This window comes from Haloferax sp. Atlit-6N (genome assembly GCF_003383195.1).
In the GTDB taxonomy this organism is placed as follows: domain Archaea; phylum Halobacteriota; class Halobacteria; order Halobacteriales; family Haloferacaceae; genus Haloferax; species Haloferax gibbonsii.
This window is the reverse complement of record NZ_QEQJ01000002.1, coordinates 201343-223133: the sequence shown is the minus strand read 5'-3', so window position 1 is coordinate 223133 and position 21791 is coordinate 201343. Positions and strand designations below refer to the sequence as shown.

Annotated in this window: 27 protein-coding genes; 12 read left to right on the top strand and 15 right to left on the bottom strand. The window is 59.0% G+C overall.

The annotated features are described in order from the left end of the window. Nucleotides 1–6 precede the first annotated feature (6 nt). The 7 genes from DEQ92_RS10360 to DEQ92_RS10330 form a co-directional block, all read right to left on the bottom strand. The gene (locus DEQ92_RS10360; protein WP_049967713.1) at nt 7–267 is read right to left on the bottom strand and encodes a hypothetical protein; all 261 of its coding nucleotides are present in this window, start codon (nt 265–267) and stop codon (nt 7–9) included. After that, nucleotides 267–2498, bottom strand: a complete 2232-nt coding sequence (locus tag DEQ92_RS23415; protein WP_158547619.1) for a hypothetical protein — start codon at nt 2496–2498, stop codon at nt 267–269. Before DEQ92_RS23415 ends, DEQ92_RS10360 begins: the two co-directional genes overlap by 1 nt. A 410-nt stretch (nt 2499–2908) precedes the next feature. Next, nucleotides 2909–3781 (bottom strand): hypothetical protein, encoded by an 873-nt coding sequence (locus DEQ92_RS10350; protein WP_115820736.1) that lies wholly within the window; start codon nt 3779–3781, stop codon nt 2909–2911. Nucleotides 3782–3784: 3 nt separating this feature from the next. Continuing rightward, on the bottom strand, nt 3785–4384 hold the full coding sequence (locus DEQ92_RS10345) for a hypothetical protein (RefSeq protein ID WP_233516844.1): 600 nt from the start codon (nt 4382–4384) through the stop codon (nt 3785–3787). After that, nucleotides 4381–4680 carry a hypothetical protein gene (locus DEQ92_RS10340; protein ID WP_115820734.1) on the bottom strand — a complete coding sequence of 100 codons (300 nt, stop codon included), beginning with the start codon at nt 4678–4680 and terminating at the stop codon, nt 4381–4383. Before DEQ92_RS10340 ends, DEQ92_RS10345 begins: the two co-directional genes overlap by 4 nt. Further along, nucleotides 4677–5108 carry a hypothetical protein gene (locus DEQ92_RS10335; RefSeq protein WP_115820733.1) on the bottom strand — a complete coding sequence of 144 codons (432 nt, stop codon included), beginning with the start codon at nt 5106–5108 and terminating at the stop codon, nt 4677–4679. Before DEQ92_RS10335 ends, DEQ92_RS10340 begins: the two co-directional genes overlap by 4 nt. 60 nt (nt 5109–5168) lie before the next feature. Next, entirely contained in the window at nt 5169–5669 is a 501-nt protein-coding gene (locus DEQ92_RS10330) for a hypothetical protein (protein ID WP_233516843.1), read from the bottom strand. Nucleotides 5670–5820: 151 nt separating this feature from the next. On the opposite strand from DEQ92_RS10330, the gene DEQ92_RS10325 reads away from it, so the two are divergent. The 9 genes from DEQ92_RS10325 to DEQ92_RS10285 all read left to right on the top strand — a co-directional run bounded on the left by DEQ92_RS10325 (nt 5821) and on the right by DEQ92_RS10285 (nt 12177). Further along, a complete protein-coding gene (locus DEQ92_RS10325; RefSeq protein WP_049967720.1) occupies nt 5821–6129 on the top strand; it encodes a hypothetical protein in 309 nt (102 codons plus the stop codon). Continuing rightward, nucleotides 6122–6709, top strand: coding sequence for a hypothetical protein (locus DEQ92_RS10320; protein ID WP_049967721.1), 588 nt, complete (start codon nt 6122–6124; stop codon nt 6707–6709). The genes DEQ92_RS10325 and DEQ92_RS10320 overlap by 8 nt, the downstream gene beginning before the upstream one ends. Then, nucleotides 6706–7659, top strand: a complete 954-nt coding sequence (locus tag DEQ92_RS10315) for a hypothetical protein (protein ID WP_115820732.1) — start codon at nt 6706–6708, stop codon at nt 7657–7659. The genes DEQ92_RS10320 and DEQ92_RS10315 overlap by 4 nt, the downstream gene beginning before the upstream one ends. Before the next feature lie 162 nt (nt 7660–7821). Then, nucleotides 7822–8973 carry a glycosyltransferase gene (locus DEQ92_RS10310; protein ID WP_049967723.1) on the top strand — a complete coding sequence of 384 codons (1152 nt, stop codon included), beginning with the start codon at nt 7822–7824 and terminating at the stop codon, nt 8971–8973. Beyond that, nucleotides 8970–9503 carry a methyltransferase domain-containing protein gene (locus DEQ92_RS10305; RefSeq protein ID WP_115820731.1) on the top strand — a complete coding sequence of 178 codons (534 nt, stop codon included), beginning with the start codon at nt 8970–8972 and terminating at the stop codon, nt 9501–9503. The genes DEQ92_RS10310 and DEQ92_RS10305 overlap by 4 nt, the downstream gene beginning before the upstream one ends. Next, nucleotides 9500–9841, top strand: a complete 342-nt coding sequence (locus DEQ92_RS10300; protein WP_049967724.1) for a hypothetical protein — start codon at nt 9500–9502, stop codon at nt 9839–9841. The genes DEQ92_RS10305 and DEQ92_RS10300 overlap by 4 nt, the downstream gene beginning before the upstream one ends. Then, nucleotides 9838–10773, top strand: a complete 936-nt coding sequence (locus tag DEQ92_RS10295) for a hypothetical protein (protein ID WP_115820730.1) — start codon at nt 9838–9840, stop codon at nt 10771–10773. Before DEQ92_RS10300 ends, DEQ92_RS10295 begins: the two co-directional genes overlap by 4 nt. Before the next feature lie 300 nt (nt 10774–11073). Further along, on the top strand, nt 11074–11694 hold the full coding sequence (locus tag DEQ92_RS10290) for a site-specific integrase (protein ID WP_115820729.1): 621 nt from the start codon (nt 11074–11076) through the stop codon (nt 11692–11694). Nucleotides 11695–11886: 192 nt separating this feature from the next. Then, complete coding sequence (locus tag DEQ92_RS10285; protein ID WP_147299485.1) at nt 11887–12177, top strand: GIY-YIG nuclease family protein; 291 nt, start codon at nt 11887–11889, stop codon at nt 12175–12177. Nucleotides 12178–12330: 153 nt separating this feature from the next. On the opposite strand, the gene DEQ92_RS23200 is transcribed toward DEQ92_RS10285, so the two are convergent. The 6 genes from DEQ92_RS23200 to DEQ92_RS10255 all read right to left on the bottom strand — a co-directional run bounded on the left by DEQ92_RS23200 (nt 12331) and on the right by DEQ92_RS10255 (nt 18691). Then, on the bottom strand, nt 12331–12822 hold the full coding sequence (locus tag DEQ92_RS23200; RefSeq protein ID WP_147302777.1) for a DUF5518 domain-containing protein: 492 nt from the start codon (nt 12820–12822) through the stop codon (nt 12331–12333). A 310-nt stretch (nt 12823–13132) separates the two neighbouring features. Further along, on the bottom strand, nt 13133–15256 hold the full coding sequence (locus tag DEQ92_RS10280) for an Lrp/AsnC family transcriptional regulator (protein ID WP_115820727.1): 2124 nt from the start codon (nt 15254–15256) through the stop codon (nt 13133–13135). Nucleotides 15257–15510: 254 nt separating this feature from the next. Then, on the bottom strand, nt 15511–16623 hold the full coding sequence (locus tag DEQ92_RS10275; protein ID WP_233516848.1) for a site-specific integrase: 1113 nt from the start codon (nt 16621–16623) through the stop codon (nt 15511–15513). A gap of 201 nt (nt 16624–16824) precedes the next feature. Continuing rightward, nucleotides 16825–17142: a hypothetical protein gene (locus DEQ92_RS10265; RefSeq protein WP_115820746.1), complete on the bottom strand. Its 318-nt coding sequence runs from the start codon at nt 17140–17142 to the stop codon at nt 16825–16827. Beyond that, entirely contained in the window at nt 17139–18080 is a 942-nt protein-coding gene (locus DEQ92_RS23850; RefSeq protein ID WP_199522903.1) for a hypothetical protein, read from the bottom strand. Before DEQ92_RS23850 ends, DEQ92_RS10265 begins: the two co-directional genes overlap by 4 nt. Continuing rightward, a complete protein-coding gene (locus DEQ92_RS10255; protein WP_115820745.1) occupies nt 18077–18691 on the bottom strand; it encodes a DNA-binding protein in 615 nt (204 codons plus the stop codon). Before DEQ92_RS10255 ends, DEQ92_RS23850 begins: the two co-directional genes overlap by 4 nt. Before the next feature lie 430 nt (nt 18692–19121). Between DEQ92_RS10255 and DEQ92_RS10245 the strand changes: the two genes are divergently transcribed. Then, nucleotides 19122–19370 (top strand): winged helix-turn-helix domain-containing protein, encoded by a 249-nt coding sequence (locus tag DEQ92_RS10245; RefSeq protein WP_115820875.1) that lies wholly within the window; start codon nt 19122–19124, stop codon nt 19368–19370. An 8-nt stretch (nt 19371–19378) separates the two neighbouring features. On the opposite strand, the gene DEQ92_RS10240 is transcribed toward DEQ92_RS10245, so the two are convergent. After that, nucleotides 19379–19651 carry a hypothetical protein gene (locus DEQ92_RS10240; protein WP_049967705.1) on the bottom strand — a complete coding sequence of 91 codons (273 nt, stop codon included), beginning with the start codon at nt 19649–19651 and terminating at the stop codon, nt 19379–19381. Between the two features lie 317 nt (nt 19652–19968). Here DEQ92_RS10240 and DEQ92_RS10235 point away from each other — a divergent pair, with 317 nt between their 5' ends. Together DEQ92_RS10235 and DEQ92_RS10230 are read left to right on the top strand one after the other, a co-directional pair. Further along, a complete protein-coding gene (locus tag DEQ92_RS10235) occupies nt 19969–20241 on the top strand; it encodes a DUF6516 family protein (protein WP_394338713.1) in 273 nt (90 codons plus the stop codon). A gap of 21 nt (nt 20242–20262) precedes the next feature. Next, the gene (locus DEQ92_RS10230; RefSeq protein ID WP_181950683.1) at nt 20263–20712 is read left to right on the top strand and encodes a hypothetical protein; all 450 of its coding nucleotides are present in this window, start codon (nt 20263–20265) and stop codon (nt 20710–20712) included. A gap of 2 nt (nt 20713–20714) precedes the next feature. Here DEQ92_RS10230 and DEQ92_RS10225 read toward each other — a convergent pair whose 3' ends face one another. Then, a complete protein-coding gene (locus tag DEQ92_RS10225; RefSeq protein WP_115820744.1) occupies nt 20715–21719 on the bottom strand; it encodes a Cdc6/Cdc18 family protein in 1005 nt (334 codons plus the stop codon). Nucleotides 21720–21791 lie beyond the last annotated feature (72 nt).

The window sequence follows — 21791 nt, the reverse complement described above, 5'->3', positions numbered from 1 at the left end:
GAGGGCTCACGGACTGACACCACCGAGGAGCGCACCACGGGTGAGTCCAGTCACGAAGAGACCGACGATGACGAGTGCAACGAGCCACGTCACGGCCTGCGTGACGTAGAGGCAGTTCTGCGCACCCTCGACGACGGGCTGGGAAACCCGTGATGGCCCACAGGCGGGACCGAGCATTGGTTCGGTCACCGTCTGGAGGATGTCCTGAACGTACACCGAGAGGAAGAGCGTCAGCGCCGCCTTGATGTAGAACCCGAAGGTCGCCATCAGAGACCTCCGAAGCGCTCTTTCCAGAGCTTGTCGATGTCGGCGATGCCAGTTCGCCAACTGTTCTCCCACGCGCTCATATCGACCGCGAACGCGTTGCTGGGGTTCCGATTTCCGAAGGACTGTTGGCGCTCTCGCTCCCGCTCGAACTCGGTCTCGAAGCGTCTGCGAGCTTGTTCGAATTCGCGTTCGACTTCAGTTCCTGTGGACATCTGGACCGGTTCGTATTCGTATTCGGTCCCGGCACGCCCAATCTCACTCTCGAACTCGGTCGCACGTTCCGTCTCGGTCTCGAAGCCAGTCTCGAACCGCTGGTCGAGACGAACGTCTGTGGGTTGCCACGTATCCTGTCGAGTATCGCCCCGAGTGTCGAGACCGAGACGCTGTGCGAGGTCTGCCTGTGCGCGCTCGAACTCCCGCTGCTGTTGGCGCGCGAGTTCTTCTCCGGTCGCGATTTCAGCCCCAGTGGCTTTTCTCCGCCTGGTTCGAGCCGCATCAGCTTCGAAACTGGATGCTTCGGCTTGTTGCCGCATCTGTCTCGCCTCACGAGTCGGCCACTCCTGTCCGCTGAGGCGACTTCCGTCTCGAAGTTGACGACGACCTCGACTGGAGCGGCCACCGACGCTGTAGGCTTCGCGGAAGCGTCTCTCAGTTTCGAGACGGCGAGCTTCGAGTTCGTCTGGGTCGACAGTCAATTGGTCGGCGCGCGTGGCCTGCGTCGGCGTCGAGGTCGGCTGTCCGGCGTCCTCCAAGAGGACCTGCTCGGCATCGCGCTCTTCCTGGGCAAACCGACGCAGTTCATACTGCGTCTGGTCGAGGTCCTGTTCGCGGGCGTCGGCGCGGTCGAGTTCGGGCGACATCCGACCGGGAGAGTCATCGACTTCGACAGTCTGCCGCCCGCTCGGACCGGAGAGTTCGAGTTGCCCCCGTTCACCGGCGAGGAACTGTTTCGCGCGCTTGCCTTCTACTTCGAACCGACGGACAGCGTCGTATTTGGTGCGTCGGATACCACGGACGAGTTTCGAGGTGGCTGGCTTCGCTTTGGACGCGGCAGCCATCGCAATCTCCTCGTTGTCGATGCGACCACCGGGGATCGCGTCAAGGATGCGCTGACCCCTTGCCGTCTGCTCGAGAGCGCGCGTCGCAACGTAACTCGCAGCCTCTTCACCGGGTTGAACCGCGACGCGAGCGGCCGCGCCGGTCTTCCCACCGACCTTCGCCGCCGCCGCAAATCCCCCGGCAGACACAGCGAGTGACCCGACGACAGCGCCCGAGGTCCGTCCGGGATTCTTCCAAAAAGCGTCGTTTGCTTCTTGGGCTGCCTTCCAGCCTGCGCCCATCACGGCCGCGGAGGTGTCTGTACTGAGGTCTACAACCCCGTCAGTCCCCTCGTCGCCGGCCACGATGTACTTCCCCGTTTCACCGATTTCCATGAGACCAACAGCCGTCTGCGGAACGTTGGCGAGTTGGACAGCGCCTTCGACAGCACCGCTGGCGAACTCTTCGCCGAAGGTCTCGCCGTCTGGTCCGGCAACGACGTCATCAACGGGTTCGGGGACGTACTCTCGAACCGCGTCATAGGTCGCCCCAATCGCTGCGGGTGGGCCGTACTTGTCGTTGATCTCAACGACCTTTCTCGTGGCCTTGTCGACCTCGTCGGCGGCGCTTCGGAGGCCACCCTCGACTTCGTCTTTGTCGGGGTCGCCGAAGCCGAACGACCAGTCGATATCACCGAACTGCTCTTCGCGTTTGGGTTGCTCCTGGATACGCGCGCGGAAGCCGCCGCCGTCCGTCTGCCCGACAATCTTGACTCGGTCGGGGTCGACGTCGACTTTGTCGGCGATGTCGCGGCGTGCCTTCTCCCGCTGGACCGTGGAGATGTCGCCGCTGGCGTCCTTGGTGAGTTCGGCGTCGATGTCCTGCGCTCGGTCAGTCACGCTGTCGGATGATTCCCGACCAAGCTTCTCGGGGAGTCGCTGTTCGCGCGCTCGTGCGTTCCGCTGTTGTTCGACCTGATACTCGCGGACGTTTTGCTGACCGACGGGTGTGAGCGAGGCGACGAGCTTGTTGCCGTCGCGTCGGACTCGGACGTTCCGAGGGTTATCGAGGCCGGCCGTCTGGTCGACGACGCGCTGTCTGAGTTTCTGTTTCTTGCCCCGGAGTCTCGCACGACGCCTCGCTTCGGCGCGGGTAATGGGCTCGCCCCGGCCGCCGAAGTCGTCGGCCACCATCGGCGCGTCTTGCTTCTGGCGTCGTTGGTTCTGCTGTTTCGTCTCGCGGACTTCTCGCTTGTATCGAGTGGCTGCTTCGCGGTCACTAACCGAGTCACGGTCTCTGGACGAGCGACTGCTGGAGCGCCCAGACGATGACGAGCCAGAGGACGATGTGCCGGATGACGACGAACCCGATTGGTATCGGTCACCTCGACGCTGGGATTTCCGTTGTTCGACGACCTGTCGGTCGCGATCTCGCGAGCGGTCGACCGACGAACCCCTACCATCGTCGTTCGATGATGACGAGCGTGAGGAAGAGGAGGAGCTGTCGTTGTCATCCCGAGCGCGGTCGCGAGCGTCACGGATGTCTTCCTCAGCGCGCCGTTTCGCCTCACGGTCATCTGTGTCTCCTCCACCGGGGAGCGGCATCAGAACACACCTCCGAGACCGGCGTTAATCATGAACGGAAGGACGTTGATTCCGCCGCCAGTGCCGGATGCGCTCCCTGCGATACTCGCGGCGAGCGCGGGTCCGAAGAGACCGAGTGCGACGCCTCCGAGACCGACGAGTACGAGATAGAGCTGTTCTTTTCGGGACCAGTCGAGTTCGGCGAGCTTCGCACGCGTCCCCTGGAGGCTCATGTCCTCCTGTGTGACCTTGCTACCGAACAGGCGGTAGCCGTCGCGGAAGGAGATGACCCGGCCGTCGTATTCGTCATCGGCGACCTCGGCGTGGATTGCGACGTCGGTTCCACCGTCGGTCGTGGCGGTCGGCTCGAACTCCCCACGGCGACGCTGGCCACCCATGAACGCCTCGATTGGGTCGGTCGTCTCAGCGTACTTCCCGAGCGCCCACGCGACGGGGTACTTCCCGAGCATCCGGTACGGAATGCCCTGCTCGTCGGTTTTGAAGCGCTCGTCGTTCTCGCTACGGAACTCGTTCTCGGTCGTGTGCCACGAAGACGCGCGCGGTGCGATGACGCCGTCACCGTAGATGACGTGCGTGATGGTGTCGGCACCGGTCGTTTTGAGCTTGAGCTTGTAGCCGGCGTCGATGACTTTGTCTCCGAGTTTGTTCGTCCTCGGGACGAATCGAAGAACTTTGAGCCAAAACGAGACCCAGAAGACCCACCAACCGCGGAAGAAATTGTAGACGAGGCCGCCGCTGGCGTCGCCGGCTTTCCGCGCGATTTTGTGGTCTTCTGATTCCTCGTCGAGCTTCGTTCGAGTGTTCGCGAACAACTCTGGTTCGTCCGGTTCGAGCGGGTCGGTATCGTTTGATTTTGGATTCTTGTCAGTCATGGATTACCACGGGAGGATACTGCTGACTCGACCACCGGACTGCGTGTCACCGTCGGGGTCGCGCCGTTCGCTGGAGACGTGTGTTTCGGTGATTGCTTCGAGAAGCCGGCCGTCACCGAGCGACTGGCGGTCGGTTCGAACGTCGTCGATGACCGTGCGGATAGCCTCTTTCTCGTGGTCCGCGAGGTCTCTCCGGACGCCGCTGAACGAGTCGCCGTTGACCTCCTGTGCGACCTGCCGAAAGACGCCAGTACAGAGGTCTGGGTACTCGCGGCCGCGGACGATGCGGTCGCGGAGGTTCTCGTTGAGGAGTCGCCGGGACCGGGCGTCGTAGTACTCCTCGTCGTGGTCGGCGAGCATCTCACTCGGCGAGAGGTACGGCTGGATGAGCGAGACGAGTTCTTCGTACTCGTTGGATTCGACGTCGGCTTCGAGGAGACGGTCGAGAAGGTCCTCGGGCTCCATGTCGTGCATGGGGTCGACGACCGGGCCATTCGAGACGCCGCGGTTGACCGCGGTTCGTTCGAGATCTTGCGCGGCGCGCTCGTCGAGTTCGCGCGCCTGAAGCTCGCCGGGATCGGGCTGGGAGTCGCGACCCATCATGCGCGAGCCCTCTCGTTAGTGGCGGTGTGGAAGACGGCTCCGTAGAGTGCGATAGCACTCACGGCGGCCGCACTGAGACACACGAACTGGATGGTAGGCGAGCCGAGTGAGACGAACTCGCCGGTCGATTCGTTGAACACGGCGACGTTCCCGCTGGTGAGCGCCAGAGCGCCCCAGACGACGAGGCCGAGCAGTGCCCAGATCGCCTCGGAGTCGTGGCCGCGGAAGACGAGCGCGCCGAAGAGCGCGAGCGTACCGAGGAGACCGAGGGCCAACTGGTGTGCGACGAGTATCATCCGAGGAACCCCCAGATGACGAATACAGCGGCGATGAGAGCGAGAAGCGGCACCGGGATGCTAATCGCTCCGAGCCCGCGGTTCACGTCGCGGGTGGTTTGGTCTGGGGCCTCGAACTGGTAGCTGATGTTGACCTGCGTCCCGTTGGAGACGGTGGCGTTTTCGAGTCGTTCGAGTTCCCCGGTCGATTCGTTGAAACGGTAATCAACCCCTTCCGTGAGGGTCGATCCGTTGTGCGTGACGGTGACGTTCGCGCCGAAGTCGACGGCGATGTCGGATGCCTCGACCAGACGACCGGCGTCGTCGAGGGAGATGCCTTCCGTGGTCGCTTGGGCTTCGGCGCTCTCGATGTAGGAGGTGCCGAAAGTAGCGATGGCAAAGACACCGACGACGGCGATGGCGGTGAACGTGACGATTGCGTTAGTCATGGCTCTTGAGTTGGGTGATGAGCGGTGGAAAATCGGTGCGTAGGTGGTGAGATGTCGGTTTTACCGGCCGCCGCCCATACCACCGCCCATGCCGCCGAAGAATCCGAGCGCGACGCTCGCACCCGCGGCGATCAGGCCGACGCCGATGAGGATGAACGCCGTCTCGCCGTAGTTAGCGAACGTGTCGAACATCGACGTCCAGGTGTTGTTGTACGTCGGGTTCGCGACGATTTCGGTCGAGTAGAGCGACCCGAGGACGATGAGGGCGACGACGGCGACGATGATGGCCTGGGAGACCATCATGATCGAGCCGGAGATGCGGGCGGTGGTCGTCGCGTCCTCCGTGAAGTGCTCCTGTTTGGGTTCGATGCCGAGGCGCTGTGCGGCTTCGAGACCGCGGTTGAGCGCTTGACCGGAGAACCCGCCACGTCCGTGGACGAACTCCTCGATTGGGTTGGTGAACGGTTCCTCGACCGCCACTTCGATAGCGTGGTCGTCGTCGACGTTGGCACCCGGCCCCAGGCGGAACCCAGCGGCGGGGTGGCCTGCACATGCAGACATACACGTGCCCTCTTTTGCAGAGATGATATGTCTCCGGAATATACTGTCACGAATGGGGTAATAGAGCGGGTCTCCGGTGGATATCCAGCCGGATAGCCACCATGGCTATCCTCGTGTAGAGACTTAATGCAGATTCTCTAGTACGGCCGCTATGGCAATCCAGAATAGTGGTCAGACACGGCAAATAGAGTCTGTAATCGCGGAGTGTACGTCTCAGATGGGTGTTCGACAGTCGCTTGAGCTGAAGAAACTCGCTCAACACATCGAGTCCGGCAACCTCGACTCTGTGTCGCTCAACAGCGAGGTTCGGAATATCCAGCAGACGGGGAGTTCGATGAACATCAATCTCACGAGCTACGCAGCGGAGTGGCTTGAACTCGAGAAACAGCAGCCCCTCGTGGTCCACACGCTCGCCGATTCGATTGTCATCACGATTCCTGACGGTGACTGTGATGTCTAAATCGGATGACTTGCGGTCGAAGACGGTCCGTGAGCGTATCATCGAAGACGCACAGGTTCGGTGCCATCAGAAGCGCTCGGAGGTCCAAGACGCCCGGTTGCGGATGTCGATAGTTCCGCGGTCTCTCCGAGGCGATTTCCAGAATCGGGTTCTGGAGTACTACCGAGCGCTCCGTCCACTTCGGACCGAGGGCATCATCAAAGAGTGGTGGTCTTCCGTGGTACTGTCGCCAAGCTGGACCGCCGGACGAGAGTACGTCTTCGAGATTGACGGGCAGGAAATCGAGGTGTCGCAAGACGAGGCGATGACGATTTACGAGAAACAAGGTGTGGCACCAGTCGAAGTCAGAGACATCCCATATCGAGGTCTCGAACGTCTCGACGAACTGGAGGATGCGACCGAGACAGTCGTGGAAACCCGCTCAACGATGCGCGGAGTGCGGGAGGAACAGACGACGCAACAGGTCGTCCTCGACGTACGACAGTTGATGGATATCGCGGGTGTCCTCGACGACGCGGCGACGAAACTCGGGTTCAAGCCGTCTATCGAACTTCAGGACGCGGAGGGTGAAGTCGTATGAGTTCACAGATCGAGCCGGAGATCGTCGACCGGATGCAGTCGCACGTACCTCCTAAGAATCTCTCAAGCCACTGGTCGGAGATGCCCGACCGAGTTCGCGAGAACCTGATTCTCCGACGCAAGATATGGCCGCGGATGAACGTGTACAACGAGAACTGGATGTGCTTTTTAGCCGGGGAGACTGGGGACGGGAAGTCTTACGCGGCACTCCGACTCGCGGAGGCACTTGACCCGACGTTCGGGCCGCATCGTGTGACGTACTCCGTTGAGGAGTTCCTCGAAATCGCTGCGAGTGACCTCCCAGAGGGTGCGATTATCGTGCTCGAAGAAGCGGGTGTCGCCGCGGGGAACCGGAATTGGTACACGGTCGCCAATCAGGTCTTAGACGCTCTAACGCAGACGTGGCGACATCGAAACAACGGCGCGATTATGACCGCGCCTGACTTCGACCTCATCGACTCGCACGTTCAGCGTCGGTTCCATCACCTCGGGATTATGGTCGGCAAGGACGAGTCAGCCGGCATCAGCAAGGCACGGTGGAAGTACATCCAGACGAACAACGAGACGGGAAAGATGTACAAGAAGTACCATCGGATGATCGGCGACGATGGTGTGCTTCGCCGGCACAAGTGGATGAAGTTTCAGCTCCCGACACCCGATCTCGTGGAGGAGTACGAGTCGACAAAGGGAGAGTTCACTGACGACCTCATCGACGACTTGCTGGAGAAGGTACGGGCGGAGTCGAAGGAAGCCGAGGCGGAGCAGCTCTCGCCGGTGCAGGTGGCAAAAGAGATTCTCGACGAGGGCCGCGTTGAGGAGTACATTAGTGAGGCGTCGGGTGGCGAGTACTTCGACCGTGCTCTGTTGAAGATGGACTACGGCGTGAGCGAGGACGAGTCGAAGCAGATCAAGAAATACGTCGTACGGGAGGCGGATCTGGATGTCATGTAGAGTGTCGGGGCACCCACCCACCCCCCCACACCCTTGTGTTTATATTAACTTGAGATACGCAAGTGGCGGTTCGTCGGGTCGTGGCTTTCGGCGGTCCTTCGGCGTTTCATCGCGTGTACGCCCGGCTGGCGCGGCGCTCGCGAGGTCCTACGGTGGTGTGCGATGAAGATTGCCATCGCTCACGAGCACTATCCGCAGCGCGGGGGCGGCGAGATGGTTTCGGACGAACTCGCACGGACGTTCGACGCACCAGTCTACGCCGGGTTCGTCAACAGGGATGCGACCGCGCCGGACGTCGAGCTTCACGACTTGTTTGGTGATGGAGTCCTGGGCCAACTCATCAGACGGTCTGCGTTCATCAGAGACGCGTTCTATCAGTTCGCGTGGACGGATGTGGTTGAGCTGCGTGACTTCGACGTGATCGTGACGAGCGGGAACAATCCCGGTTGGTTCGTGCCGCGTGACACGCAGACGGTCGTCAGTTACGTGCACTCACCTCAACGGACGCCTTACGACATGTGGGCGGACTCTGAGGAGACCCACGGTCTTGCCAAACACATCTACACGAAGGCTGCGAGGACGCTCCATCCAGAAGGGAAGTACGCGGACCGATTGGTCGCGAACAGCGACCTCGTGAAGCGCCGGATTGTTCGATACTGGGACGTGGATGCTGACGACGTCGACGTGGTGTACCCTCCAATCGATGTCGAGGGCTGGTCTCGACATGACGATGAGACTGGCGACTACGTTGTGACGTGGTCCCGGATGTTCGACAACAAGAACATCGACGAGATTGTTCGCGCGTGCAACCGAACGGGGACGAAGCTGATTGTCGGTGGTGATGGTCCGGAACGCGAGCGTCTCGAAGAGATAGCGGGGCCAACAGTCGAGTTCCGTGGATTCGTCGAGTGGGACGAACTGTGCCGTCTGGTGAGTGGAGCGAAAGCGACGCTCTTCGCAGCGGACAACGAGGACTTCGGGATGGTCCCAGTCGAATCGATGGCCGCGGGGACGCCAGTTATCGGTGTTCGTGAAGGCTTCACTCGCCACCAAATCATCGATGGCGTGAACGGAGTTCTCTTCGACCGCGGCGTCGACAACCTCGTCGACGCGATAGAGCGATTCGAGTCGGAGGGCGTCACTGCGACTGAGCACGATATCGAGAGGTTCGCGCAACAGTTCTCGGTGGAGCGATTCAGACGTCAGATGCGTTCTATCGTGAACGAAGCGGTCGAAGACTCGCAAATCGAGACGTCCGTCGAGCCGCCGTTACCAACGCGGAGGCTCGCAGCAGATGGTGGTGATGAACAATGAGCCTGACAGAGAGAAGCGCTGAGTATCTCCATCTCGGGAGTGGACCCGACTACCGAGATGGCTGGACAAATGTCGACGTAAACGAAGACGCTGACCCGGACGTGGTGGCTGACCTAACCAAGCCGTGGGACTTCGCGTCGGATGATGTGCGAGTGATTGAGGCGCACCACGTCGTTGAGCACCTGGAAGACCGGACGGCGTTCTTCGTTGAGGCGGCGAAGGCACTGCGACCAAACGGGATTCTGCGCATCACGGTCCCGCTGGGTTCGAACTTCGACACTGACTCTGACCACGTCGCTCCACGGTGGACGTGGCGAACTCCTGAACAGTTCTCGCGGGCGCATCGAAGACAGTGGGACCCGGATATCCCGCTGGAACTTGTGCACCGCGAGGTCGACGTTTGGCTTGGTGGTCCGCTGTCCCCAGCATCTCCGCTGCTGCGACTCGCAGCACAACGGTGGCCAGATTGGGCGTCAAGTCGATGCTACGCTGGTGAATTGACTGCTGTGTTCCGGAGGTGCGACAAATGAGTTCTCGACTGCTGCCCCAGCTCGAGAGCGGCGTGATCCGTCTCGGTGGTGCAAAAGTGCTGTTCCAGCGGTCTGGGATGGTGACGCAGCTCATCACGATGCTCTCGGCGATGTCTGCAGCTTGGTCGACGACGCCGGTGATTCGCGAAGTCTTCGGAAGCTTCGTCGTGTTCATCGGTGTGGCTGTTTCGTCGCTGTCGGTGTGGATGCTGTTCGACTACGCGGTGGTTCTGCCGAGCGAGCAATCGTTCAACCAAACGCAATCGCAGAGGGCCGCAAGAAGCCCTCTGAAGCGCGATACTGAGGCGATTCTCGACAAACTGGAGGACGAGAAATGACGGTGTCGGACTTCCTCGCTCAGGTGCGCTCCGACTTCGAGCGACATCCGCCGTCGAAAGCCTTCGAGACCACAGTTGGCGAAATCGTCAACGGCGTTGGCCGGCGCGTTGGTGGGCGCGTGAACTATGGTGTTCCTCACTGGGAGCGTGGCGACTGGGACATTCTGGTTCTCCTCGACGCGTGCCGGTTCGACTTGATGACCGAGGTCGCTGACGAGACTGACTGGATCCCGGATGTCGACACTCATGTGAGTCCGGCGTCGATGTCAGCGGAGTTCGTCGAGCGGATGACGCGACCACGATATCGTGACGAGATGTCGCGAACCGCACTAGTGACGGCGAATCCATTCTCTCGTGACATCGACAGCGAGGAGTGGTTCACCGTCAACGAGGTGTGGAGACACTCGTGGGATGACGACCACGGAACGATTCTGCCTCGGTCGGTGACTGATGCCGCGATTCGACAGTCTCGTGCTGGCGACCAGGACCGGATAATTGTCTGGTTCATGCAGCCGCACGTTCCGTTCGTCGATTGCGATTGGTCGGATGGCTACCCTGACCAGAACGATATCGGCAAGACCAGCGTCGAGACCGGCGTCAAATCCCCGTGGATGCAACTCCGAGACGGTGAGCGTTCGTTCGATGAGTTCTGGTCTGCATATCGACGGAACCTCGAACTCGTGCTCGACGACGTTCGGCTCTTGGTCGAGAATGTCGACGGGACGGTAGTCGTCTCGTCTGACCACGCGAACGCAGTTGGAGAGTTCGGCGTCTACGGACACCCACGGAACTCGTGGGTTCCGTCGCTGAAACGCGTGCCATGGGTCGAACTCGAAGCGAGCGACACTGGCGGATACACTCCCGGTGAGATGGTGTCGAAAGCGTCACCGGCTGATGTCACAGAACAACTGGAAGCGCTTGGATACCGATGACACCGACGACACGTGTTCTCGAGGCGCTGGATGAATTGACGTGCAGTGGCCCGGCGATGCTGGTTGGCCTCCTGCGAGCGATGGCGCACCAAGCCGCGATGGCGCTGTTCTTTGGTGCGAGTTGTTCCGAGAATCGTCTAGTTCGAGAACGTTGATGGCATTCACAAGTTCCGAGAATCACCTATTCTCGTAACCAACTGCACCCTCAACGACGCGTAATCGACGTCTTTTCCGGACAAATAGACCCGGCCGAACTAGCTAAGGTTCCGGGAAACAGAGCTATCTACCAGAACTGGAACCATGCAGCGACGCCCATATCCATCGAAGTCGGGAAAGCGACTGTGGCTCTCCCAAGACGAACAACAGAAACTCCTCACCCTCGTCGAGGACGAGTACCCACGTCGACGTATTGCCCTCGACCTCGCGCTTCACGGTCTCCGCAGCGACGAGGTGCGGAACGTCGAACCGCGACACTTCAAGCCGATCGACGACCAGGGAAAGTGGAGGTTGGAGATTCCTGACGGGAAAACCGGCGGACGAGACACTCCAGTATCGAAGTCTCTTCGCGAGCGCGTGAAGTACCTGAAGTCCGCAGCGCGGATGCGTACCGACGAGTCGGTCATCGATGTCTCGACTCGCTCGCTGCGGGACTGGGTTGTTGATGCTCGTGAGCAGCTGGCCGACGACCTCGACGATGACCGGTGGCACGACCTCGGGATGCACGATCTCCGACGGACGTGGGCGACAGACACGTTCTACTCACTCGCGTTCGAGGGCGTGCCTATCGCTGAGGAGTTGACGATGGCGTGGGGTGGATGGGCGATGACCGATTCCGGGCGCGAGACGTTCCGTCGGAACTACCTCGGTCCCGTGCCAGACCATGTGACTTCGAGGGCCATGGCACATCTGCTATTGGAATAGGTCCAACGGCCGTGCACTGTTAAAAAATAAAAGCGAGCAGAATTTTCGTGGTGCCATCTCCTCGAGACTGATTATCTAATCTGGACTGTGACGAACTAGTTTTCACTCACACTCCGCTCTGTTTATGCTTATTACTATCCAGTGAGTTTGTCTGACTGCCTCCCGAGAGAAACAATCATAAGGAGAGAAATCATGCCAATCGACAAGAAATGGAGTAAGGCAACGGAACAGCATATCAAATCAAACGCACCTAAAAAGAAGGGAGTCTACGAGCTCAAGATGTTCGGCGAGATAAAATATGTCGGGAGATCTAGCAACCTCCGTCGCCGTCTTCTTGAGCATCTTGAGAAACGAAACCCGACCTTCTACCGGTTCAAGAAACTGGGGTTCCTCTCAAGCGCAAGAAAAGCAGAACAGAATCATTATGATAGACACGTTGAGAAGCATGGCCAGCCACCAGAGTGGAATGATAAACGACCATAAATGCGAACCGAGCTACAGAACACCTACTAATTACTCGTCTTGGGGTTTGTCTGTGCGAAGACGTGCACAGGCACAGACGGATTCATCGTGAATCTACCAGACCAAGTACTGGTATCTTAGATTCTTCTGGTTTTGGTCAAAATAGATCGCACTCTATGCGTTTTCGTCTAAGAACCAACCAACCAAACCCCCACCCACGAACCCACCGAGTACTTTCAGAAATAGACCCGAAATTAATCCGATGATTGCGAAAATGAGCAGGCTTCCCGCAGTACCACTATCTCCTCCTGATGAGGATGATATTAGTGCTGCATTGAGAATTGACCCGCCAATGACACCGATAAGTGATGATGGAATACCACCAATTAACCCAACAACAAGGCCGTATTTTGCACCGTCGCGACCTCCACTTTTCCGTAAGTAACCTATCGCAGCACCTCCCAAGAGGCCGCCACCGAGAGTGAATATCCATCCGAATAAAAGGCCGAATGCAGGGATGAGTACGCCGAGTGATACAAAGAACACGACAGACGAGCCTATCAATACGTGTCGTTGGCGCTCAGTCAGCCTACTGTTTGAACTGCTTGCCCCGGGTGCTGAGTTATTATTCTCCATTCTGTCCAAATATCTGAATTTCAGGGACATAAACTTGTTCTTGAATAGTCAGTAACTACATATTGAGATAGAAGCCGCGCCGAGTAGGCGCGGCGACCCCCGTTTCATCTGTTTCATCTGGAGTCTCCGGAGGAGACTCCGGTAATCTTGGAGTGTGGCTCTTTAGCCACACATCTAACGGAGAATTGGGGGGTACCCCCAAATTCGGAGTGCCTGCGGTCGCGGTCGCTGTCCGGGTAAATCGACAGCTGGAAAATTACATCTGATACAACCCTGAAAAAGCTGCAAAAGGAGCCGATTTCTCACCGAACGGGTAGTGTCGCCACTCAGGAGTCGTACGCTATCTGGCGAGCTTGACCACGTTCGAACCGAAGAGGCTCTTCAGTTCGTGGAGTTGGAAGACGACCCGCTTCGATGTATCGAGCGCGGTCGCCTCGATCTCGAACTCACGAGCGAACTCTATCTGTGGATTTCCAGTCACCCGCGACCAGGCGTTGACACCCGACCGGATAAGACGCTGGATCTCTGAGCGCGACTTCTGCGGAGCCAGTTCGAGACGTTCGCGGTACTCGCCGTCCTTCCGGTTGCGGACCCAATGGCGGAGCCAATGAGACCACGGGTCGTCGCTCTCGCCATAGGTGTCCGCACGGATGATATCGGCCGCGGCTTCCTCGAGGGTACACTCGACGGTTCGCTTGGCCGACTCGATGTGTTCGACGATCCCGTTGGCGATGTGCTTCGAAGCCAGTTCGACGTGTCCGTACTCGTGGATCACCAGCTCACCGAGTCGCTTCAGCGCGCTGTAGACCGTACTGATGTCCTTCCCGATTCGGTCCGCGAGGTCAGCAGGTGAGACGTTTCCACCGTCGGTCACCAGTTCGTCAACGAGCGCAACGTCGGTCTCGTTCATGTTCCCCGCGACCGCGAACTTCCGAATCTCGTGGTCCTGCTGTTGAGCGATACGCGGCAGCGGGTTGTCGACGACCTTCGCCATTCGTGCCTCGCCCTCAACGGCGAAGTAGTCGTCCGCGACGTACATCTGGTGGTCAGGCGTCACTGGGAGGTCGGACCAGTTCAGAACGTTCAGCAGAGCCTCGTCGAGTTCCTTGTGGAGCTGGTCGACGTCGTCGAACCGGAGGGTATCATCGTACAGCGAGTTCTGATAGGAGACGCCGATCTTCGGGTTCTTCAGCGGTGTTCCAGCGACAGCGTCCGGGTTCTTCACGTGGTAGTGCTTGAACTCCTTCGGGAGTTCGTGACCACCGACGATCTCGGCGGCGCGCATCGCGCAGACTGTGGACGTGTGATACCAGCCTTCGCAGACGCGGTCGTCGCGAACAGTCTTCGAGTAGCCGCTACGCTCGCCGCCGAGGATGAGTGCGATGCGGTGAAGCGTCCCGTCGAGTGCGAACACCCGACCGGTCTCGCCCTTCTTCGCGCGGACGTACAGCTCGGCATCAGTAACGTTCGACGACTCGTGTATCTCGTCGGGATGGAGCGCCTGGTAGTCGACGCCCGTGAACGAGTTCCATCCGAACTCCTCTTGTCGCTCGCGAAGCTCGCGTAGTGCCTCGAACAAGACGCTCGGGTACTGGTCGAACTCGAAGTAGCTCCCGCGCGTCTCGACGTCGACGCCGAGGATGTTGTGCGGGTTCGGGATATTCTTCCCGCTCTTGGAGGTGATTCCCGGCCACCGCGGACGAACACGGAAGTACGCGCGCTTGCGGTTCTCGTCCTTCGCGTCCTTGAACGACTGGTAGGCCGCGGGGTAGACGCGGATGAGGAACTCAGGAACGTCCTCAAGTCGCCAGTCCCACCGACCGAGGTCGGTACTATCGTCCGGAGTCGCGAGACCGGGGTTGTCGGCGTAGCCAAACTCGACGTTCCACTCTTCGCCACCGAACTCGATACCGGCGCGAAGGTTCCCGTACTCTTCGAAGTCGTGCATTTTGTACAGCGAGACGAGTCCGAAGTAGGTCGACAGCGCGTCGTCCCACTTCAGGTACGCCGAGAACTCGTGTGGCTGTGGGAAGAGGAACTTCCGAAGTCCCGAGACGGCGGTCGTCGAGTCCTGTCCACGCATCGTCCGCGCCCGGACGCCACGCTTCTGACAGCGTTCGTGCTGCTCGGCTTCCGCGCAGGCGTAGAAGTGATCCTCGCGAACGTCCTTCCGGATGTGCGCGTCGCCACAGAAGCGACACTCACCGGTCGGCTCCAGGTCGCAGTTCCACTCGTGTTCGAGCGCGGCCGCTTCGGTCTCGAAGCTCGTCTGGCAGTACCGACAGACGGCAACGAACTCCGGCATCTCGAACTCGACGTCGACCGGCTCGTCGTCGACGGTCGAACCGGGCTCGTAGCCGTTGTCAACTGCGGACTCGATGGTGTCCTCGTCGTTCGAAGTGACGAGGTCTGCATCGTCGAGGACGGAGAACTCCGCGACGACCTCACTGGTGTCGTCGCTCACCGGCGGTCGCCTCCGACGAGGTCGCGCCCGCAACGCTCACAGCGGAACAGTTTCTCTGACTCGTGACCGCACGTGGGGCACTCGCGGGTCACGCAAACCACCCGTCAGAAGGGGTTTTTAAGCAGTTTTTTATTTTCGACCTGCTATCTAATGCAAAATGTACAGAGAGAGCTTGTACTGCTGGTGATTTCAACCCATGAAAGTAAGAAGTGGGACCGCTGAGGTGAAGAATCCGAGTTCTACGCGTAGAAATCTCATTCATCATCGTCCTCCTGTTCAGTACGCTCTTCGAGGAACGCCCGTCGTGACTGCATCCGCTTGAGCAAATCAGGATGGTCGTAGTGCTGTCGGATGACTTCAGGAGTCGCGTTCGCGCGCTCCGACAGCACCTCAGGCGGCCACCCCTCGTCACGGTGGTGCGTGATCGCCCCCGTCCGAACCCGATGTGGTGAGCGGGCAGATGGGCACCGCTGCTCAAGTCCGTGTTCTCGAGCCTCGCAAGTCTGGACGTCCCGACCATGCGGACACGGTTCGTCGAAACGGCAAGGTTGGGTGATGATATTGAAAACGCGTCGAATCGCACCCCGACTCATCCGATTCTCTCCCTTCTCGGTTGAGAAGAGAGGGGCTCGGTCATGGTCATCGGTCACTGGAACCCGATTCACCCGGATGAACGCGTCCAAAACCTCAGCAACTTCATCCGAAATAGCAACGGGACGCTGTCCCTCGAACTTGTTCTTCAGAGGCGTCTGCTCCCGATGCCGGAAATAGACAAACGGCGTATCCACAGCCTCGACGATTTCCTCGAACTCCTCTTCACCAACCTCGGGGTAGTGTCGAAGACGGTCCAGGTCGTCATCATCGAGGTAGCAGTCCCCGACATCAAGCGCTCGAAGGGCACCAACACGGACAGTCGTGTGCCAAGCAAGGGCGAACATCGCGTGCTCGCGAGATGCAAATCGATACTTGGCGAGGTTGTCGAGAACCCCTTCAGCTCGACCCGATGCGAGTTTCTCTTTGTTCACCCGCTCGTCCTTCAGCAGACTCGGGATCTCGATAGCTTTGACCAGTCCCTCCTCAACGGCGTTCAGGTCCTCGCAGAAAGACAGAAACAGCTTCAGCGTCCCGAATCGATTCTTCAGCGTTGACTGAGACAAGTCGCGTTCTCGCAACTCAGTGTCGAATCTGAAGATATCGCGTGTCGTGAGCGTATTGAGATTCTTGACGCCGTTCTCGTCGCACCATTCAATGAACTGGTTGACTCGATAGTAGTAGCTCTGAACCGTCTGGTCGGCCTTCTCCGACCGTTGTCGAGTGAGCCACATCTCCATCGCATCAGCGGGCGAGAGTGGTTCGAGGTCACTCATCGTCTCAGAGCACCTCCGTAGGAGTGACTGATTCGATAGTAGAGAGATCCGACCCGCAGTCAGGACACTTTTCCAGGGAGAACATCTCCGAGGGCTTCGTCTCGCTGCAGGCGACCTCAATCTCGAACGCGACATGGTCAGGGTCGCTCGGACATTGCACAATCATCGTGCCGTCGACACGGTCAGTCAAGCGACGGTTAGTCATTCGAGACTAACCTCCGGTCTATCGAAGGAGATCGAGCGAGCGTGGAAGCTCACCGATTTAATCGACCATCCAAATTTCTGTGCGAGTTCGAGCGTCGCCTCGATGGCGAAGTCGGCGTCTGGGTCGAACCAGACGATTTCGGAGCCGTCGCGGTCACACTCGATGTGTCGGACGCCTTCGAGGCCGCTGACCGTCTGGAGCCACTCGTTGATGTGAATCTCTTCGTACTGGAGTGCCTCGCGGATGAGTTCGCGACTGCGCTCGTGGTTCGCACCGTCGAGGGCGTCCTGCAGCGACGTGATCGCCGGCGTCATCTGTCGGCCTCCTGTTTGATGGCCTTTAGAACCTCCTCCGTTGGCTGGATGTTGAGGTCGCGGTTGTACGACGCGAGAACGCGCGCCATCTGGTTGACGCCGAGTCCGGTCCGCTCGACCTCATCGAACGCGTCGAAGACGGCGCGGATGTCTCCTTTGTTCAAGCCGGAGTGTTTGCCGTAGAGGAAATCGACGAGGTCCTCTCGGCTCAGGTCGCGGGAGAAATTGAGGAGTGCTGTCCGCACCTGCTCGACAGCCTCGACGTGCTCCTCCCACGATTCGGAGAAGTTCCGCGCGAAGAGGTCCTTGTCGTCGTCATCGAATTCCAGTTCCTTCTTCGAGAGCGCTTCTGAAATCGCCCCTCGGGCTTTGCCGTACTGGCCGTCAGAGATGTGCCCGTAGATCTCCTCTGCATCGTCGTCGTCCAACGTTCCGTCTTCGCGGAGCTGCTGGACGAACAGCTTCAGTTTCTCTCGAACCGACTGCAACCGTTCTCGGGCTTCGTTGAACTGTTCTTTCTGCTCTTGCGCATCGACGAGGAGATCGTCGAGTGGGTTCTCTTCTCCACTCCCGTCAGTCTCGATACCGTCGCCACGTTCGACTCCAGCGAGATTGTACTTCTTGATGACGACGCCCTCGCGCCCACGAGATGCGCGTGCCGCGGCCTGCATCAGACCAATGCCAATCGCTTCGGCTTGGTCTGGCGTCATCGTCGTCGAGGCGCGCACCGTGTCGAACTCTTCACAGACTTCGAAGACAACTCGGTCGGTCGTCGACTCGACGTAGAGCCGGTTGACCCGGTCGGAGATATCCGCGGTCATCCCGCCATTCGAAGTGGTCGACTCCATATCGAGCGAGACGTGCATCTCGTCAGCACCGGCGGCCGCCTGTGCGTCGGGGACTGGCGACTCCCAACTGTCGTCTGGCGTCTGACTCACCGTTCTTCACCACCATCAGCAACAGCCTCAGTTAGTTCGAGCCCGGCAACGTGAGCCATGTGTTCAACCTCTCCAGCGAGCATCTGGCGCGCCAGCGGAGTCGACTGAACCGCGTTCGTTCGCTTGTCGAGCGGCTCCCGGTCCAGAACGCCCATCTCAACGAGGTCATCGATATTCGGGTAGACCTGAGCGTTGCTGACTTCGTGACCGTACCACTCACTTAGTGACCGCTTCACTTGGACGCCGTACGGCGACTTGCCCTCCTCGTTCTCGAACTCGATGACGGCCTTGACGAGTTGCTGCTGGAAGCCGGTCAGGTCGAGCCACCGAACACCACCATCGGCAACGAGCCTCACATCCTGCTCAAGACGAGTCACTCGCCATCGTGTCGCCTTCGTCTCCGGACGGTAGCGTTCGACTTCGAGGCCGTCAAACTCGACGGGGTCCCACTGCGGGTACAGACCGATAGCACGGGAGAACCAGTAGCCGACCTCTTTCCCATCGATGTCAGTCCTGTTCGAGATGTTCTTCGCGTAGTAGATGCGGTCTTGTCCGGGGTCGAGGTCCTCACGAAGGAACGCGAGGAGCGTATCGAGGTTGTTGTAACTCATGGTGTTAGTCCTCCCGCACGATATCGCTCGCGCGGACGTTCGGTAGGGTACAACCGCACGGTTCAACCGTACGACTGGCGGGCCCACTCGCGGCGAACCCCTCAATGGGCGTGGCACACGCTGGGCAGTTCGAAGACGTTGCACTAGTCGTGTCGCGGGACTTATTTCGCACCCGCGAGAGTGCTGATTTGGTCGTCATCTGGGGTGACGACCTCCTACCGGGCTCCTGCTGATACAGGGGTCCGGGCTTTTGCCCGAACGAGTAGCATCCGGAGAGAGTCGTCACTTCCCACATAACCCCTCTATCATATAAAGATTGACCAAATATTTGTTCAGAAAGAACTAATAATAGTCTAGCCCATGACAAGTCCAATGCTGTTATGTGAGCACTTGGAGACTGTTCGGCTGAATGCGACGCCGTGCCAGATGGATGACCGGAAATGACGACAAAATCCTTGAGCTTCTGGCTCAGGGACGTCTGGCACTCAGTAAGAAAGCGATCATGGTCAATTTCGAATTGAGCGGAATCGACATCTCGTATTCGACCGTGAAAAGACGCCTCCCAATGCTCGAGGATGCGGGTTTGGTTGAACTCGTCCGCGAGCAGGGTGGGTACTATCGTATAACTGATCAAGGGATCTCGTATCTGAACGAGGAGTTCGAACCACCCGAAATCTGATTGGGTTGTCACTCCCAATCGACCTCCAGCTGCACGAAAACTTCGCGCATCCAGTCCGGCTCGTCAGGATCGTCGCTCCGACCTTTTCCGTTGAACACATCGATGAACGTCGCACGCTGATTCGAATCGATACCGTAGACCCAGCGTTGCCCCTCGTGATGAACGTCAAGGCGGGCCGCATAATCCGCGTCCGAGGTGATTTCGATTCGAACTTCGACACCACTCAGCAGCCGAAGGTTTCTGCTGGTTCCGTTCGGTCCACTACCAATCGTCGTCGACATACCCGAGCCGATGAGAATTGGATATAAACGGTTTGCAGGGTGGTGAGCGAATCATCGAAATTCGACGTTCTATTCTCTGGTTTTTGGACGCTCTCGCTTCTCTTCTCTCGAATGAGCGAAAATGAGCGAATGAACGAATCCTCGCGCAGTCTGTCGATTAGCGCGATGAGCGAATCAATCGTTCCCACTACTATTGGTACTCAGACCAATGGATAGAGTTATGCCATTGGTCTACGTACCAATGGCTGAGGATGGCCTCGCTGACCGACGACGACCTTGATGGTGTGAGCAGAGGGGAAAAATACCCCGACTGAACTGTGGTTCGAGTGTTCTGCATGCGAACCTCAGATGATGCGTACCCATCTGGGTGGGCCTACAAGCTCCACTACGGTGCGATACAACCAGACTCTGAGCGCACTCTCAAGGATGGAACGATTCGTCGGTACGATAACTCACACGAAGACACAAAAGGCCACGAACTCCACGTCGCGCCGAACCCTGACCCAGAGATCATCGAGTTCCCCGGAATCGTCGAACTCTGGGAGCGGTTCTGGAGCGAGATACCGAAATCGGAGTTTGAACTCAAGTGAGGCCATCCGAGGGAGGTCCCAATGTCAGATACTGTGCCACCGCTGCACCCGATGGAACGCGAACTACTCGAAGCCGAATCGACACTCGTCGTTACAGTAAAATCGGACCGAGAGTTCGAAGAGGACGTTACCGAGAGTCTCACCGCTCTCGCAGATGGCGACTCTGTAGACTCCACACCGACGATTTCATTCACAAGCTATGATGACCTGATGGCTACGCTAACTCCGCGAACGCTTGACCTCATCAAAGCTATCCGTCGAGAAGAACCATCCAGCATCAACGAGACGGCCCGCGTAGTCAACCGTGACGTGAAGAACGTCCACGAAGAACTCAACCGTCTCGCTCGATTGGGTGTCATCTTCTTCGAGCAAGAGGGCCAGAGTAAGCGACCAGTCGTCTGGTTTGATGAGTTAGTCATTAACCTTCCATTCGACATGGAGAACAACGACACAGCCGCAGCAGCGTCGTGAGACTACGGCTCAACGAGTCGATACCGAGTCCCCCGCGTCGCCCCCTCTTGTTCGATGAGTCGGTACCGTTCGAGCGCACCGAGATAGCGGCGACGGGTCGCCTTCGATTTTGGCGCGGAGATGTGCTCTTCGTACGCTGCGTGGAGGTCCGTAGACGAGACCTCACCGTAGCGTTTGACGATGTCGTAGAGAAGTCGCTTGTGCGTCGAGAGGCGTTCGACGTTCCGCTCGTGGACTTCTCCCGCGGCACCATCAGCGACGTCATCGACGAGACCCGGACTGAGTGCATCGAGTTCTTGCAGGTCTGCAAGCTGGGCCGCCCGTCGAAGTTTGGTAATCGCGAGCCGAGCGTCGCCAGCTGCGCGATCTGCAATATGCTTGATTGTCGCCTCGTCGACAGCGCCGGGAACGAGACCGTGGTCGACGCGGGCGCGGATGATATCCGCGAGTTCGTCGTCCCGGTACTTTTCGAGGACGACCGACGCCGCGGCGCGAACGCGTGACTCGACGCGCATGTCGAGCGTAGAGAGAAACGCGTCTTCGGAGACACAGATCATCATCGTGGTGACGTTGTCGATGTCGTAGAGCATCGCGATGAGCGACGGGTCTTCGAGGACGTCGACCTCGTCGAGGACGATAACGAACTGCTCGTTTCGGTCGTCGATTCGAGTGAGATATTCGTGAACCGGCGTCGACGCTCGGTCGAAGTCGAGTCCGAGGCCGGCGTCACGCATGAGCGTGTGGAGAACAGCGGCGTTCGTCGAATTCGATAGGCAGTTCACGTAGGCGGTTCGGACATCGAGTGTCGCACGTTCGAGTTCGTTCGCCACGAACCGAGCAAGGGTCGTCTTCCCCGCACCGGAGGGTCCGGTGATGAGGATGTCCGACCCGGCTTCGCCGCCTTCGATTGGCTTCAGTAACGACGAGAGGTGCCCGATTTCGGCGTTTCGATGTTCCAGGTCAGCCGGGACGAAGCTATCCCGGAGTGCCCGTGCATCGCGTATCATGCCGATATCATTCGTGAGACAATGTTTTGAATAGTCGGCAAGCAGAGTGAAAGTAAAGACACGTACGAAAGT